The sequence below is a fragment of the Actinomadura sp. WMMA1423 genome, assembly GCF_006547145.1.
GTDB lineage: Bacteria > Actinomycetota > Actinomycetes > Streptosporangiales > Streptosporangiaceae > Spirillospora.
Genome location: NZ_CP041244.1, coordinates 206,523 through 220,951, shown reverse-complemented (window position 1 = coordinate 220,951; position 14,429 = coordinate 206,523). Strand labels below are relative to the sequence as shown.

Annotated in this window: 14 protein-coding genes; 8 read left to right on the top strand and 6 right to left on the bottom strand. The window is 76.0% G+C overall.

Annotation, left to right across the window (positions count from 1 at the left end):
* Position 1: 1 nt before the first annotated feature.
* Positions 2 to 964: a GlxA family transcriptional regulator gene (locus FKD65_RS01070; protein WP_141575345.1), complete on the top strand. Its 963-nt coding sequence runs from the start codon at positions 2 to 4 to the stop codon at positions 962 to 964.
* 130 nt (positions 965 to 1,094) lie between these two features.
* On the opposite strand, the gene FKD65_RS01065 is transcribed toward FKD65_RS01070, so the two are convergent.
* The gene (locus tag FKD65_RS01065) at positions 1,095 to 1,964 is read right to left on the bottom strand and encodes a sulfite exporter TauE/SafE family protein (protein ID WP_141575342.1); all 870 of its coding nucleotides are present in this window, start codon (positions 1,962 to 1,964) and stop codon (positions 1,095 to 1,097) included.
* Between the two features lie 89 nt (positions 1,965 to 2,053).
* Here FKD65_RS01065 and FKD65_RS01060 point away from each other — a divergent pair, with 89 nt between their 5' ends.
* The 3 genes from FKD65_RS01060 to FKD65_RS01050 all read left to right on the top strand — a co-directional run bounded on the left by FKD65_RS01060 (position 2,054) and on the right by FKD65_RS01050 (position 4,603).
* A complete protein-coding gene (locus FKD65_RS01060) occupies positions 2,054 to 2,404 on the top strand; it encodes a YciI family protein (RefSeq protein ID WP_141575340.1) in 351 nt (116 codons plus the stop codon).
* Positions 2,401 to 3,699, top strand: coding sequence for an RNA polymerase sigma factor (locus FKD65_RS01055; RefSeq protein ID WP_141575338.1), 1,299 nt, complete (start codon positions 2,401 to 2,403; stop codon positions 3,697 to 3,699). The genes FKD65_RS01060 and FKD65_RS01055 overlap by 4 nt, the downstream gene beginning before the upstream one ends.
* A 112-nt stretch (positions 3,700 to 3,811) precedes the next feature.
* Complete coding sequence (locus FKD65_RS01050; protein ID WP_141575336.1) at positions 3,812 to 4,603, top strand: alpha/beta fold hydrolase; 792 nt, start codon at positions 3,812 to 3,814, stop codon at positions 4,601 to 4,603.
* A 40-nt stretch (positions 4,604 to 4,643) separates the two neighbouring features.
* On the opposite strand, the gene FKD65_RS01045 is transcribed toward FKD65_RS01050, so the two are convergent.
* Together FKD65_RS01045 and FKD65_RS01040 are read right to left on the bottom strand one after the other, a co-directional pair.
* Complete coding sequence (locus FKD65_RS01045) at positions 4,644 to 5,267, bottom strand: YigZ family protein (RefSeq protein ID WP_141575334.1); 624 nt, start codon at positions 5,265 to 5,267, stop codon at positions 4,644 to 4,646.
* A 42-nt stretch (positions 5,268 to 5,309) separates the two neighbouring features.
* Positions 5,310 to 6,089, bottom strand: coding sequence for an HAD-IIA family hydrolase (locus FKD65_RS01040; protein WP_141575332.1), 780 nt, complete (start codon positions 6,087 to 6,089; stop codon positions 5,310 to 5,312).
* Between the two features lie 189 nt (positions 6,090 to 6,278).
* Between FKD65_RS01040 and FKD65_RS01035 the strand changes: the two genes are divergently transcribed.
* Both FKD65_RS01035 and FKD65_RS01030 read left to right on the top strand, forming a co-directional pair.
* A complete protein-coding gene (locus FKD65_RS01035; RefSeq protein WP_240809920.1) occupies positions 6,279 to 8,033 on the top strand; it encodes a class I adenylate-forming enzyme family protein in 1,755 nt (584 codons plus the stop codon).
* Between the two features lie 7 nt (positions 8,034 to 8,040).
* Positions 8,041 to 8,460, top strand: coding sequence for a RidA family protein (locus tag FKD65_RS01030; RefSeq protein ID WP_141575330.1), 420 nt, complete (start codon positions 8,041 to 8,043; stop codon positions 8,458 to 8,460).
* 83 nt (positions 8,461 to 8,543) lie between these two features.
* Here the strand turns inward: FKD65_RS01030 and FKD65_RS01025 are convergent, their stop codons facing one another.
* From FKD65_RS01025 to FKD65_RS01015, 3 genes are all read right to left on the bottom strand, one after another.
* Positions 8,544 to 9,119 (bottom strand): TerD family protein, encoded by a 576-nt coding sequence (locus tag FKD65_RS01025; protein WP_141575328.1) that lies wholly within the window; start codon positions 9,117 to 9,119, stop codon positions 8,544 to 8,546.
* A gap of 143 nt (positions 9,120 to 9,262) precedes the next feature.
* The gene (locus FKD65_RS01020; protein WP_141575326.1) at positions 9,263 to 11,056 is read right to left on the bottom strand and encodes an acyl-CoA dehydrogenase; all 1,794 of its coding nucleotides are present in this window, start codon (positions 11,054 to 11,056) and stop codon (positions 9,263 to 9,265) included.
* On the bottom strand, positions 11,053 to 12,084 hold the full coding sequence (locus tag FKD65_RS01015; RefSeq protein WP_141575323.1) for an ACP S-malonyltransferase: 1,032 nt from the start codon (positions 12,082 to 12,084) through the stop codon (positions 11,053 to 11,055). The genes FKD65_RS01020 and FKD65_RS01015 overlap by 4 nt, the downstream gene beginning before the upstream one ends.
* 148 nt (positions 12,085 to 12,232) lie before the next feature.
* Here FKD65_RS01015 and FKD65_RS01010 point away from each other — a divergent pair, with 148 nt between their 5' ends.
* Positions 12,233 to 13,303: a 3-oxoacyl-ACP synthase III family protein gene (locus FKD65_RS01010; protein WP_141575321.1), complete on the top strand. Its 1,071-nt coding sequence runs from the start codon at positions 12,233 to 12,235 to the stop codon at positions 13,301 to 13,303.
* A gap of 113 nt (positions 13,304 to 13,416) precedes the next feature.
* The gene (locus FKD65_RS01005) at positions 13,417 to 14,379 is read left to right on the top strand and encodes an SgcJ/EcaC family oxidoreductase (RefSeq protein ID WP_168220902.1); all 963 of its coding nucleotides are present in this window, start codon (positions 13,417 to 13,419) and stop codon (positions 14,377 to 14,379) included.
* Positions 14,380 to 14,429 lie beyond the last annotated feature (50 nt).

Genomic DNA, 14,429 nt, shown 5'->3' with positions numbered 1-14,429 from the left:
CGTGACCCGCGTCGCCTTCCTGCTCGTGCCCGGCCTCCACCTGCTCGACCTGGCCGGGCCCGCCCAGGTGTTCGGCACCGCCGCCGACGCCGGCCTGCCCTACCGGCTCGCCTACGTCGCCGACCTCCCCGGCGACCGGCGGGACGAGGAGGCGGCGCCCGAGGCCGCCGCCGGCGCACCCGCCACCGTGCCGACGGCGCAGGGCGTCCCCCTCCAGGCCCCCACCGCCTGGCCGTCCCTCACCGCGGACGACATCCTCCTGGTCCCCGGATGGCGCTGGGGCACCGGCGAACCCCACGCCCCGCCCGTCTCCGCCCACGCCGCCCGCCGCCTGGCCGGCCACCACGCCGCCGGCGGAACCGTCGCCAGCGTCTGCGCCGGGGCGTTCGCCCTCGGCCACGCCGGCCTCCTGGACGGGCGCCGCTGCACCACCCACCACGAGCTCCAGGACGCCCTGGCCCGCCGCCACCCACGCGCCGCCGTCGTCCGCGACGTGCTGTACGTCACTGACGGCCGCGTCATCACCTCCGCCGGCATCGCCTCCGGCATCGACCTCGCCCTGCACCTGGTCGCCTCCCGGCACGGCCCCGCCGCCGCCGCGCGCACCGCCCGCGCCATGGTCGTGTACGCGCGCCGCAACGGCGACGAACCCCAGGCCAGCGCCCTGCTGCGGCACCGCGCCCACGTCAGCGACGCCGTCCACCGCGCCCAGGACCTCATCGACGCCCGCTACACCCGCGCCCTGCCCCTGCACGCCCTGGCCGCCGAGGCCGGCGTCAGCGAACGCACCCTCACCCGCCGCTTCACCGCCGCCACCGGCCTCACCCCGCTGCGCTACCAGCAGGAGCTGCGGCTCGAACGCGCCGAGCACCTCATCGGGCAGGGGGCCACCACCGACGCCGCCGCCCGCGCCGTCGGCTTCACCGACGCCCGCATGCTCCGCCGCCTGCGCTCCCGCCCCTGACCATCAGGGCCGAAAAGACCGGATCCGCTCCAGCGTCAGCGGCGGAGCCAGATCGATCCCGGTGACGTACGCCAGGCATCCCCTGCACCACGGCTGAGAACAGCCGGAACGCCCGCTCCCCCGGCCCCGGTCAGCCGCGCAGGGCCACGTAGGGCGCCAATGCCAGCAGGCTCACCACCAGCGTTCCCCTCAGCGCCCCCGCCGGCACCGCCCGGGCGATCATCCAGCCGGCCAGCACTCCCGCAAGTTCGGGGACGCCCACCAGCGCGGCCAGCGGCCAGTCGACCGCGCCCGCCGTGACGTACCCGGCCGTCCCCGCACCGGCGATCACCACCGACTGGGCCTGCGCCGCCGCCAGCGCGGGCAGCACCGGCACCCCGAGGCCCACCAGCAGCGGCACGCACAGCATCGGCCCGCCGATCCCGAACATCGCGCCCGCGGCCGCGACCCCGGCGCCCACCGCGACGACCACAGCCGGGGAGATCGGCGTGCCCGCCGGTGCCTCCGGCCCGCCCGGACGGCGGACCAGCACCAGCACCGCCGCCACCGCGACCAGCGCCCCCAGCAGCACACCGAACACCCGGCCCGTCACCAGCCCGTTCAGCAGCACCCCCGCCGGCGTCCCGGCGACCGCGCCCGCGCACAGCAGCAGCGCCGTCCGCCGCGTCCCCGGATCGCGCAACTGGCCCGACCGCGTGTACACCGCCGTGCCCAGCACGCCCGTCGCGACGTTGGTGACCAGCGCCGTGCCCGCCACCTGCGCCGGGGACAGCGGCGTCAGCGCGACCAGCCCCGCGGTGACCAGCACCCCGCCCGGCCCCACCGCCGTGATCCCGACGCCCGCGGCCACCGCCAGCAGCACCAGCCCCGCCACCACGCCCGGCCCCAGCCCCGTCACCGGCCCGCCCGCGTCCCGGTGCCCGACCCGTCGTCCCGCCGCGGCGCCGCTGCGGACCGCAGTGCAGTGCCCATTCTCGACATTCTGGGGCTTCGCGCGCATTGGTCAACGAGCGGCCCGCGACCGGGTCTGGGATGCTGCGGTACGGACGGGTGCCGGTTCCAAGGGCACCCCGGTCAGCGGAGGACACCGTGCGCTACGTGCTGATGATCTGCGGCGACGAGACCGCCGGCACCGACCCCGAGCAGGCCGCCGCCACCGGCTGCGGCGGCTGGTCGCGGGAGATGGAGCGGCGCGGCGTCATCCGCGGCGGCGCCGGGCTCGCGCCCGCCCACCGGGCCACCACCGTCAAGGTCCGCGGGGACGAGGTGCTGCTGACCGACGGGCCGTTCGCCGAGACCAAGGACCAGATCGGCGGGTTCTCCCTCATCGAGTGCGACGGGCTGGAGGAGGCCGTCGAGATCGCCGCCCGCCACCCGTGGGCCGCCCTCGGCCAGATCGAGATCCGCCCCGTCGAGGAACCCGCTGCCGGGACCGCGTGACCGGCGCCCCGCCCGCGCCCCGCCCGGCGTGCACGACCACCGGAACGCGGGAGGGCGGCGCCGCGGACGCCGTCGCGCGGGCCTTCCGCGCCGAGTGGGGCCAGGTCGTGGCGACGCTGATCCGGGTGACCGGCGACTGGGACCTGGCCGAGGAGTGCGCCCAGGACGCCTTCGCCGCCGCGCTGGAGCGCTGGCCGCGCGACGGCGTCCCGTCCCGGCCGGGCGCGTGGCTGACCACCACCGCCCGCAACCGCGCCGTGGACCGGCTGCGCCGCGATGCCGCCGGCGCCCGCAGGCTCGCCCAGGCCGCCCGCCCGGCCGAGCCGCCCGAGCCGGCCGAGCCGGACTCCTTCGGCGACGACCGGCTGCGGCTGATCTTCACCTGCTGCCACCCCGCGCTGCGCCTGGACGCCCGCGTCGCCCTCACCCTGCGGGCGCTCGCCGGGCTCACCACCGCCGAGATCGCCCGCGCGTTCCTGGTCGAGGAGGCGGCGATGTCCAAGCGGATCACCCGCGCCAAACGCAAGATCCGCGACGCGCGCGTCCCCTACCGCGTCCCGCCGCCCGGCCTGCTGGCCGAACGCACCACCGCCGTCCTCGGCGTGCTGTACCTGATGTTCAACCAGGGGTACGGCGCCACCGGCGGCGAACCGCGGCGCGGCGCGCTGCGCGGGGAGGCGATCCGGCTCGCCCGGCTGCTGGCCTCGCTGCTGCCCGGCGAGCCCGAGGCGCGCGGCCTGCTGGCCCTGATGCTGCTGCACGACGCCCGCGCCGGCACCCGCACCGACGCCGGCGGAACGCTGGTCACCCTTGAGCACCAGGACCGCTCCCGCTGGGACGCCGCCGAGATCGCCGAGGGCGTCGCCGTGCTGGAGGACGCCCTGCGGCCCGCATCCGGCAGGCCCGCCCCCGGCCCCTACCTGGTGCAGGCCGCCATCGCCGCCTGCCACGCCACCGCGCCCGACGCCGCCGCAACCGACTGGCCCCAGATCGCCCTGCTGTACGACGAGCTCGCCGCGCTCGTCCCGTCCCCGGTGGTGCGGCTGAACCGGGCGGTGGCGGTCGGCATGGCCGACGGCCCCGCCGCCGGCCTGGACCTGGTGGAGGACCTGGAGCGCTCCGGCGCCCTGGAGGGCTACCACCTGCTGCCCGCCACCCGCGCCGACCTGCTGCGCCGCATGGGCCGCGACGCCGAGGCCGCCGACGCCTACCGCCGAGCCCTGGACCTGGCCTCCGACACCGCCGAGCGCCGCTACCTGGCCCGGCGCCTCGCCGAGACCGCCCCGCGCACCTGAGGGCACGGACGCGCGGAAAACTCGTTCCCGGAAGGTGTCCGTTCAGGGGCGGCGCGTTCGTCGGTTGGGCAGAACGGCCCGACAAGGCCGCCCACCTGGGAAGGAACCCTTCATGGAAACCACGCACTCCAAGGACGGCACCCGCATCGCGGTCGAGCGGACCGGAGCGGGGCCCGCCCTCGTCCATGTCGGCGGCGCCCTCAACGACCGCGGCTCCGGGGCCGCGCTCGCCGGGCTGCTCGCCCCGCACCACACCGTCCTCACCTACGACCGGAGGGGACGCGGCGACAGCGGCGACACCCCGCCCTACGCCGTCGAACGCGAGATCGAGGACCTGGCCGCCGTCATCGAGGCCGCCGGCGGGTCCGCCGCGGTGTACGGGATGTCGTCCGGCGCCGCGCTGGCGCTGCGCGCCGCCGCGCACGGCCTGCCCATCACCCGGCTCGCGCTGTTCGAGCCGCCCTTCAACCCCGCCCACGACGAGCGGATCACCCACGCCCGCGGCTACAGCACCGAGCTGACCGGCCTGCTGGCCGACGGGCGCCGCGGGGACGCCCTCGCCCTGTTCATGACCACCGTCGGAATGCCGGAGGAGATGATCCGGCAGATGCGGGGCGCGCCCATGTGGCCCGCGCTGGAGGCGCTGGCCCCCACCCTCGCCTACGACTCGGCCGTCATGGACGACGCGGCGACCGGGGGCGTGCTGCCGGAGGACCTGCTCGGCCGCGTCACCGTCCCGGCCCTGGTCCTGGACGGCGGCGACAGCCCCTCATGGATGCGCGACATCGCGCGCCTCACCGCCGCGCACCTGCCCGCCGGGACGCACCGCACCCTGGAAGGGCAGACCCACGACGTCGACCCCGCGGTGCTCGCACCCGCCCTGGCCGAGTTCCTCAGCAGCTGAGCGGCCCCGGAGCCCGGCCGCCCGCCGGCGGGCGGGCCGGTCACGGGACGGGCACCTCGATGTGGCCGGGCGCGCCGCGACGCACCGACGCGCGCCCGGCGGTGACCTCCGCGGCCCACGCCTCGAACGCCTCCAGCTCCGGGACGGGCACCGCCACGTCGGCCTCCACGCCCGTCCCGTAGCGGACGCCGCCGGGCTGGTGCCCCCGGGCGTGCAGCTCGCCCAGGAACCGTCCCGCCAGCGCGTGGTCCACCGCGACGGTGACCGTCACCACCGGGCGCAGCTCCACCACGCCGACGGCGTCGACGGCACCGGCGACGGCCTGCCCGTAGGCGCGCACCAGGCCGCCCGCGCCGAGCTTCACCCCGCCGAAGTAGCGGGTGACGACCGCGGCCGTGCCGGTCAGCCCGCGCCGCACCAGCACCTCCAGCATCGGGACGCCCGCCGTCCCGGCCGGCTCGCCGTCGTCGCTGGTCCTGGTGATCTCGCCGTGCTCGCCGACGACGTAGGCGGTGCAGTTGTGGGTGGCGTCGCGGTGCGCGCGCCGGTGCCCGGCGATGAACGCCGCCGCCTCGGCCTCGTCGGCGGCGCGGGCGAGCGTGCAGACGAACCGGGACCTGCGGACCTCCAGCTCCAGCGAGCCGCCCTGTCTGATCGTGCGCATGGCGCCTGCGAGTCTACGGCCGCCCCGGGCACCGGGCCCGGGTCAGACCAGGTCGATGAGGTCGGCGATGGACGCCACGACGCGGTGCGGGCGGAAGGGGAACCGGGCGATCTCCTCCTTGCGGGTGACGCCGGTCAGCACCAGGATCGTCTCCAGCCCGGCCTCGACCCCGGCGACGATGTCGGTGTCCATGCGGTCGCCGATCATCGCGGTGCTCTCGCTGTGCCCGCCGACCACGTTCAGCGCCGTGCGCATCATCAGCGGGTTCGGCTTGCCGACGAAGTAGGGGTCCACCCCCGTCGCGCGGGTGATCATCGCGGCGACCGCGCCGCACGCCGGCAGCGAGCCCTCCGGGGACGGGCCGATCGGGTCGGGGTTGGTCGCCACGAACCGGGCGCCGCCCTCGATCAGCCGGATCGCGCGGGTGATCTGGGAGAAGCTGTAGGTGCGGGTCTCGCCGAGCACCACGTAGTCGGGGTCGATGTCGGTGAGGACGAAGTCGGCCTCGTGCAGCGCCGTCGTCAGCCCGGCCTCACCGATCACGTAGGCCGAGCCCTCGGGCCGCTGGTCGGCCAGGAACCGGGCGGTGGCCAGCGCCGAGGTCCAGATCGACTCCGCCGGGACGGCCAGCCCGGCGGCCGCCAGGCGGGCCGACAGGTCCCGCCTCGTGTAGATCGAGTTGTTGGTCAGGATGAGGAACGGTTTCCCCGACGCCGACAGGCGGCGGACGAACTCCTCGGCGCCGGGGACGGGGCGGCCCTCGTGGACCAGGACGCCGTCCATGTCCGACAGCCAGTACTCGATCGGCTTGCGCTCGCTCATGCCCCCATTGTCGCAGGCAGGGATCTTCCCCAGGACCGTTCGAGCGGACCGGTTCGCCCGGGGCCCCGCGCCGCCGGGGCGTTGACCCGCGTGTGACGCGGGCCATAGATTCTCCGGCACGGCGCACCGAATCGTGTTCGGCGGACGGGCCGCCCCGGCGGAGCGCCGTCACCCCCGCGGGAGGCGCGCGTGCAGGACCGGGACGAGCAGGGCCGGGACGGGCAGGACACCGGGCGGCGGCTGCCGGGCATCGCCGAGGTCAGGGCGGCGATGACGGCGCCGGGCCAGCTGTTCGAGATGGCCGAGGCGACGATCCGCGGCGTGCGGACCCGCGTGTGGAAGAACGCCCCGCCGACCCTGCGCGACATCCTGGAGATCTCCCGCGCCCAAGGCGGCAAGGACTTCCTCGTCTACGAGGACGACCGGGTCACCTTCGCCGAGCACTACGCGCGGGCGGCGGCGTTCGCGCGGCTGCTGGTCGACCGGTACGGGATCGCCAAGGGCGACCGGGTCGCGATCGCGATGCGCAACTACCCCGAGTGGTCGGTGGCGTTCTTCGGCGCCGCCGTCGCCGGCGCCGTCGTGGTCCCGCTGAACGCCTGGTGGAGCGCCGGGGAGCTGGAGTACGGGCTGGCCGACAGCGGCGCCAGGATCCTGGTCGCCGACACCGAGCGCGCCGACCGGCTCGCCGCCGTGCTGCCGCAGCTGGGCGTGTCGTGCCTGGTCGCGCGGGCCGACGGCCCCGTCCCGGAGGGCATGGAGGCGTTCGAGGAGATCGTCGGCGACGGCGGCGACCCGCAGGCGGCCGTCCTGCCCGAGGTACCCCTCGACCCCGAGGACGACGCGACGATCTTCTACACCTCCGGCACCACCGGCCGTCCCAAGGGCGCCCTCGGCACGCACCGCAACATCGCCGGCAACCCCGTCGCCCTCGCCTACGGGATCATGTCGGCGGGCGTGCGCGCCGGACGCACCGTCGAGGAGCTCGCCGCGCCGCAGCCGCGCGTGACGCTGCTGAGCGTCCCGTTCTTCCACGCCACCGGCTGCCACTCGGTCCTGGTGACCAGCGCCCTGCAGGGCGGCACCGTCGTGCTGATGTACAGGTGGGACGTCCGCACTGCGCTGGAGCTGATCGAGCGGGAGCGCGTCACCGGGTTCGGCGGCGTGCCGACGATGGCCTGGCAGGTCCTCACCTCCCCCGACTTCGGCGACTACGACACCTCCAGCCTCACCGGCGTCAGCTACGGCGGCGCGCCGGCCGCCCCCGCCCTCGTCGACAAGATCAAGGAGCGGCTTCCCGAGCGGATGCCCGGCAACGGCTACGGCCTGACCGAGACCTCCTCGGTCACCACCTACAACGGCGGCGTGAACTACCTGGAGCGGCCCGAGAGCGTCGGCCCGCCCGTCGCGGTCTGCGACGTCAGGGTCGTCGGGCCCGGCGGAGAGGACCTGCCGACCGGCGAGGTCGGCGAGCTGCTCATCAAGGGGCCCAACGTCATCAAGGGCTACTGGAACAAGCCCGAGGCGACCGCCGCGGCGTTCGTGGACGGCTGGTTCCACAGCGGCGACCTGGCCCGCCTGGACGCCGACGGGTTCGTCTACATCGTCGACCGCGCCAAGGACATGCTGATCCGCGGCGGAGAGAACATCTACTGCGCCGAGGTCGAGGCCGCCCTCTACGAGCACCCGGCCGTGGCCGACTGCGCCGTGATCGGCGTCCCCCACGAGGTCCTCGGCGAGGAGGTCGGCGCGGTCGTCGTCCCGCGGCCCGGCACCGCGGTGTCCGAGCGGGACATCGAGGAGTTCCTGGACGGGCGGATCGCCGCGTTCAAGATCCCCGCGCACTACTGGTTCCGCGAGCAGGGCCTGCCCCGCAACCCCGGCGGGAAGATCCTCAAGACCCGGCTGCGCGAGGAGCTGCTCGACCGCCCGCCGGTATCGTGATCTTGTGATGGACGACGAACCGCGCCCCGCCAACCGCCAGATCGACGTGCCGGGCCTCGCGCCCGGCCCCGGATACAGCCACGCCGTCTCGGTCGACGTGCCCGGCCGGCTGGTGGTGCTCAGCGGGCAGATACCGCTGGACTCGGCCGGGAACCTGGTCGGCCCCGGCGACCTGGAGGCCCAGACCCAGCAGGTGTTCGCCAACCTGGAGACCGCGCTCACCGCCGCGGGCGCCCGCTGGGAGCACGTCGTGCGGCTCGGATACTTCCTGCGGGACGTGAGCGGCGTGGGGGTCGTGCGGGCCGTCCGCGCCGAGTTCGTCCCCGAGCGGGTCGCCCCCGCCGCGTCGCTGGTCGAGGTGTCGCGCCTGGTTCGCGACGACTTCCTCGTGGAGATCGAGGCCCTCGCCGTCGTCCCCGCCGGCTGACCCTTCCGCCGCCCGGGGACCGGGCAGCACGCGAAACGGGGCGCCCCCGGCGATGGGGGCGCCCCGTTTCGCGTGCGGGCGGATCAGACGTTGACCCCGAAGTCGGAGGCGATGCCCGACAGGCCCGAGGCGTAGCCCTGGCCCACCGCGCGGAACTTCCACTCGGCACCGTTGCGGTAGAGCTCGCCGAACACCATCGCGGTCTCGGTCGAGGCGTCCTCCGACAGGTCGTAGCGCGCGATCTCGCTGTTGTCGGCCTGGTTCACCACGCGGATGAAGGCGTTGCGGACCTGGCCGAAGCTCTGCTGGCGGCCGTCGGCGTCGTAGATCGACACCGGGAACACGATCTTGGAGACCTCGGCGGGGACGGCCGCCAGGTTCACCTTGATCGCCTCGTCGTCGCCCTCGCCCTCGCCGGTGAGGTTGTCGCCGGTGTGCTCGACCGAGCCGTCGGGGCTCTTGAGGTTGTTGAAGAACACGAAGTGCTGGTCCGACAGGACCTTGTTCTCCGCCGAGCACAGCAGGGCGCTGGCGTCCAGGTCGAAGTCGGCGCCGGTCGTGGTCCGCACGTCCCACCCGAGTCCGACCACGACGGCGGTCAGTCCGGGGGCCTCCTTGGTCAGCGAGACGTTGCCGCCCTTGCTCAGACTGACTCCCACTGTGTCTACCTCCGTATCGGCTGCGGGCGCCATCACCCGCGTGCGGTCTGTCTAACGAGAACGGTAGCCACCTTGCGTCGGTTCCCCCGCCTCCTTGGCGAATTCGGGGCGTGGCGTGCCGTTTCTCCCCGCGCGGGCGGCCCTCAGGGCAGGAACGCGGCGGGCGCGGCGACCGGGGCGGGCAGCTCGAACGCGGCGGCCAGCTCCTGCGCCCGGGGCGCCAGCTCGTCGCAGGTGCGGCGCCGTGCGGCCCACACCTCGTCCAGGAACCCGGGCGGGACGACCCCCTCGTTGAGCAGGGCGGAGGCGCGGCGCTCCAGCCGGTCCAGGGCGTGCAGGCGCAGGACGGGCCCGAGCGCCCGGGGCCCGTCCCCGGCGGCCGCGGCCAGGATCTCCAGGACGACCCGGTCGGCGCAGGCGTCGGCGGTCCGCGCGGCCAGCGCCAGGTTGCCGTTCCAGGCGGTGAAGGCGTCCTCGCCGCCGTCCAGGGCCGCCTCGACCCGGCCGGCGAGCCGGTCGCGCATGCGGCGCTCGGCGTCGCGGGCCAGGAACAGCCACACGGCCGGGGAGTCCAGGTCGCCGTCGTCGGGCGGCCCGAGCTCGGGGCCGGGCGGGGCGTAGCGGTCCAGGTCGGCCATCGCGCGGGCGGTGTCGTAGCGGATGAGCTCGTTGTCGCCGCCGGCGTTCTGGTAGGCGTGCGTCAGGCCCCGGTAGGCGTTGAGCCGCTCGACGGCGGCGAAGCCGGGCGCGCCGCTGTGCACCCGGCACGCCGACACCGTCTCCTGCGCCTGGGCGGTCGCGGCCGCCTTCAGCAGCGCCAGGTCCCGGTCGACCGCCGACCACGGCGCCCACGCCGTCGCCGGGCCGGCGCCCGCGTCTCCTCCCGCGGCCGCGTCCGGGGAGGGGCGCGGGGCGGTGGCGTGCGCGGCGACGGCGGTGAGGGCGTAGGCGGAGGCGAGCGCGCCCAGCACCGCCTCCTGCTGGTTGCGGTAGTCGGTCAGCGGCCGGCGCGGGGCCAGCCGCCCGAGGGTGGAGCGGCCCGCCGAGTGCGCCAGCAGCATCCCGGCGGACGCCCGGGTGATCGCGGCGGAGGCGGAGATCACCGCCCGCCACACCGGCGGGGCGATGCCCATCGAGCGGGTCAGCCGCGCCGCCGCCGGGCCGTGCGGGTCGTGGAAGGCCCCGTCGGCGCCGATGCCCGCGCCGTCGCGCAGCCACGCCTCGTAGGGGACGCGGACCTCCTCCAGCAGCACGGCGGCGTAGTCGACCTGCAGGCCGGTGGTCTCCGGCGCCGGCACGATCCGCACGCCGGGCGGGACGGCTCCGCCGGGCCCGCGCAGCGGCACCGCGAACACGAAGACCCCGCGCTCCTCGCCGCCGTGGACGAGGGTCGCGTAGACGGCGGCGGTCTTGGGCAGCTCCGGGTGGGCGGTGTTGGTGGGGAACTTGGCGGCCCGCACGTCCGGCGTGCTGAGCACGAACCCGCCCGTGGCGGGGTCGTGGCGGGCGACGGTGCGGGGCGACAGGTGGCTGTTGCTGCGCCCCACCTCGGTCATCAGAAGCGTCCCGAACGAGGCCATCGACTCCAGGGACTCGCGGACCGGCCGCGTCCCCTCCTGCCCTTCGCCGAACCGCAGGATCGGGCCGAGCGCGAGGGTGTAGTGCAGCAGCATCAGGTGGAACAGCGGCGGGTCGGCGATCGCGGCGCGCTCCAGCAGGGCGCACAGCGCCGGGGGGTCGGCCAGCAGTTCGCTCGCGGGCGGCGCGGCCAGCCCGGCGCGGCGCAGCCGCTCGTAGGTGAGCGCGTGCCGCTCGGGGGCGGTGAGCCCGCCGGGGACGGTGAAGAACTCCTCGGGGACGGCCTCCTCCAGCCGGGCGCGCGCCTTGGCGTCCAGAGAGGTGCCGTGCACGAACCGGCGCAGGTCGTCGATGCTCACGAGGGGTCCTTTCGGTCGCCGGAGGGGGTGACGCCGGGGGCGGCCTTGCCGGTCAGGCCGTGGCGGGGCCGGTCGCGCAGCGGCGCCAGCGTCCGCACGCCCGGGACGGTCAGCCGCGCGCACTGGCACAGCGCGTTGCCGGCGCCGGCCTCGGCGAACACCGTCGCGCCCGCCGCGTGCACGGCGCGCAGCGCGTCCGGGAGCCGGACGGGTTTGACGATGCAGTCGGCCATGGCGCGGTGCAGGTCGTCGTCGTCGCGGTAGGCGCGGCCGCGGACCGGGGAGTGGACCGCCACCTCCAGCGGCCGCTGCGGGAAGCCGCGGATCATGGCGTACCACTCGTCGTCGGCGCCGGCCATCGCCGGATGGTGGGACAGGTAGGGCACGGCGAGCCGCACGGCGTTCACGCCCTGGCCGCGCGCGGCCTCGAGGACGTCCTCCAGCGGCCCGTCGGGTCCGGACACGACCGTGACCTGCGGGGCGTTCAGGCACGCCACGACCACCTCCGGGGCGCCCGCGGCGTCGACGCAGGCGCGGGTGCGGTCCTCGCCGGCCTCCAGCAGGCCCATGCCGCCGCCCCCGCCGTGCCGGGCCAGGACGCCGACGGCGGCGACGCCCATGCGGGCGCCGTCGGCGATCGAGAACGCGCCCGCGCACACCAGCGCGGCGATCTCCCCGAAGCTCTGCCCGACCGCGAACGCGGGGTGCACGCCCTGCGCGCGCATGGCGCGGTCCACGGCGACGGATGCGGTGTACCCGGCGAGTTGGGCGACGCCGGGGGTGCGGGCGGCCTCCCGGTAGCCGCCGGGGTCGTCCATCAGGATCGAGCGCAGATTCGGCCATCCGTGCCGCGGCAGGCCCTCCTGAACGGCGTCCAGGACGTCGGAGACCGCGAGGGCGGCGCCGGGGCCGGACCTGGCGAGGGCGGGCAGGTCGGGGACTCCCGCCGAGCCGGTGCCGGGGAACAGGAAGGCGCACTTGTCGCCGGGTGCGCGCTTTTCGGCCGGACGGAATGGAGATTCGGGCACGCGGGGTCTCCTTACCTTGAAGGAAGGCTGCCTTTCCTTTTACGCCAACGGCCGCTTAGTGCTCGGTTATGGACCCAAACCCTGAAATGGGATTATTCACTTATGGGATGGGACTGACAACCCGCCAATGGGGCGACAGGGAGGACGTATGACCGTGCCTGACGCGCGACGGCGGCCCCGGGCGGACGACGGCCGGGCGGCGTGGGACGGCGGGCGGGGGTGGACGATCCTCGGGACCGGCGCCCACCTGCCCCGCGAGGTCGCGCACAGCGAGGACCTGTCGCGCTCGCTGGGCCTGGAACCGGACTGGATCGAGCGCCGCACCGGGATCAGGCGGCGGCACGTCGTCGCGCCCGGCGAGGCCGCCTCCGACCTGGCCGCGGCCGCCGCCGCCAAGGCGCTGGAGGCGGCCGGGCTGCGGGCCGCCGACCTCGGCCTGATCGTGCTCGGCACCTCCACGCCCGACGTGATCGCCCCCTCGACCGCCTGCCGCGTGCAGGCGATGCTGGGCGCCCGCCGCGCCGCCGCGTTCGACATCTCCGCCGCCTGCACCGGGTTCGTGTTCGGGCTGCAGACCGCGATCGGCTGGCTGGCCACCCAGCGCGGCGCGCCCTCCTACGCGCTGGTCATCGGGGTGGAGGTGTACTCCCGGTTCCTCAACCGCGCCGACCGCGCCACCGCCGCGCTGTTCGGGGACGGCGCGGCCGCCGCGGTCGTCGGCCCCGCCCCGGCCGCGCACGGCATCGGCCCGATCACCCTGGGCTCGGACGGCTCGGGCGTCGACGACGTGCTCATCCCCGCGGGCGGCAGCCGGCTGCCCGCCAGCGCCGAGACCCTCGCCGCGCTCGGCCACACCATCCACATGGACGGGCGCGCGGTCCGCGACTTCATCACCGAGGTGTTCCCGCGGCTGGTGGCCGAGGCGACCGAGGGTGCCGGGGTCAAGCCCGCGGACCTGGCGCTGGTCGTCCCGCACCAGCCCAACCCGCGGCTGGTCGCCTCGCTGGCCGGGGACGCCGGGCTGGACCCGGCCCAGCTGGCGATCGTCGGGGACGAGGTCGGCAACATCGGTGCCGCCAGCATCCCCTACGCCCTCGACCGGGCCGTCCGGACGCGGCGGATCGGGCCGGGGGACCTGGTGCTGCTCGCCGGGTTCGGCGCGGGCCTGACCTGGGGCCACACCCTGCTGACCTGGCCGCCCGGCGCGGAGCCCGCCTGACCATTCCATGCCTTGCCAGTTATATGCGGTTCCGGCTATGTTCGGTGGGCGCGGGCGGCCCCGACGGCGGCGCCCGCGCGTCCGGGCACCCGACCGAGGAAGGGCGAGGCGAGATGAGCACCGGCGACGCGCACGCACCCGACGGCACCGCCACCCACCGCGACGGGCGCGCCCTGCTGCGCTTCGAACGCCGCCTGCGCCACCCGCCCGAACGCGTCTGGAAGGCCCTCACCGACCCCGCCGAGCTGTCGGCCTGGCTCGCCGAGGCCGTCCTGGAGCCCGCCGCGGGCGGCAAGTTCGAGTTGCGCTGGCTCAACGCCGGCGACGCCGCCGAGGACGCCACCGCGCGCGGCACCGTCACCGCGTTCGATCCGCCGCGGCTGCTGGAGCTGGACTCCGACCTGCACGGCCGGCTGCGCTGGGAGCTCGCGCCCGCCGACGGGGGGACGCACCTGGTGTTCACCAGCGACGTCCAGCTGCCCGGCGAGTTCCTGATCCGCACACTCGCCGGCTGGCACCTGCACCTGGACTACCTCTCCGAGGCCCTCGGCGGCGCCCGTGTCGACTGGCCGAACTGGACCACCGCCCGCTGGCAGGTCCACCACGACCGCTACGCCGAGCGGCTCGGCGCGCTGGAGGCCGTCCGCGCCCTGTACCGGCGCGTCCTGGACGGCTGGAACGCCCGCGACGGCGCCGCGTTCGCCGCCCCGTTCCGCGCCGACGGCGAGGCGGTCGGGTTCGACGGCACCCTGCACGCGGGCCGCGAGCGGATCGCCGCGCAGCTGGACCGGATCTTCGCCGGCCATCCCACCGCCCGCTACGTCGGCCTCGTGCGCGACGTCCGGCTGATCGCCCCCGGCGCCGCCGTGCTGCGCGCCGTCGCCGGGATGGTCCCGCCCGGCTCGGCCGACCTGAACCCCGCCGCCAACGCGGTGCAGACGCTCACCGCGTCCCAGCTCATGGGCGAATGGCGGGTCGAGCTGTTCCAGAGCACCCCGGCCGCCTACCACGGGCGCCCCGAGGAGGCCGAGGCCCTCACCGCCGAACTGCGCGCCCTGCTGCCCGGGGACGGCTGACGGGCGCCCATCCGCGCAAGCGAAACGGCGGACGGCCCGGAACCCCGCGG

Excerpts from the sequence above, each read along its gene's own strand:
- FKD65_RS01050 (WP_141575336.1), top strand. The coding sequence starts at position 3,812 with ATGGAAACCACGCACTCCAAGGACGGCACCCGCATCGCGGTCGAGCGG.
- FKD65_RS01040 (WP_141575332.1), bottom strand. The coding sequence starts at position 6,089 with ATGAGCGAGCGCAAGCCGATCGAGTACTGGCTGTCGGACATGGACGGC.
- FKD65_RS01005 (WP_168220902.1), top strand. The coding sequence starts at position 13,417 with ATGAGCACCGGCGACGCGCACGCACCCGACGGCACCGCCACCCACCGC.
- FKD65_RS01065 (WP_141575342.1), bottom strand. The coding sequence starts at position 1,964 with ATGCGCGCGAAGCCCCAGAATGTCGAGAATGGGCACTGCACTGCGGTC.
- FKD65_RS01045 (WP_141575334.1), bottom strand. The coding sequence starts at position 5,267 with ATGCGCACGATCAGACAGGGCGGCTCGCTGGAGCTGGAGGTCCGCAGG.
- FKD65_RS01030 (WP_141575330.1), top strand. The coding sequence starts at position 8,041 with ATGGACGACGAACCGCGCCCCGCCAACCGCCAGATCGACGTGCCGGGC.
- FKD65_RS01010 (WP_141575321.1), top strand. The coding sequence starts at position 12,233 with ATGACCGTGCCTGACGCGCGACGGCGGCCCCGGGCGGACGACGGCCGG.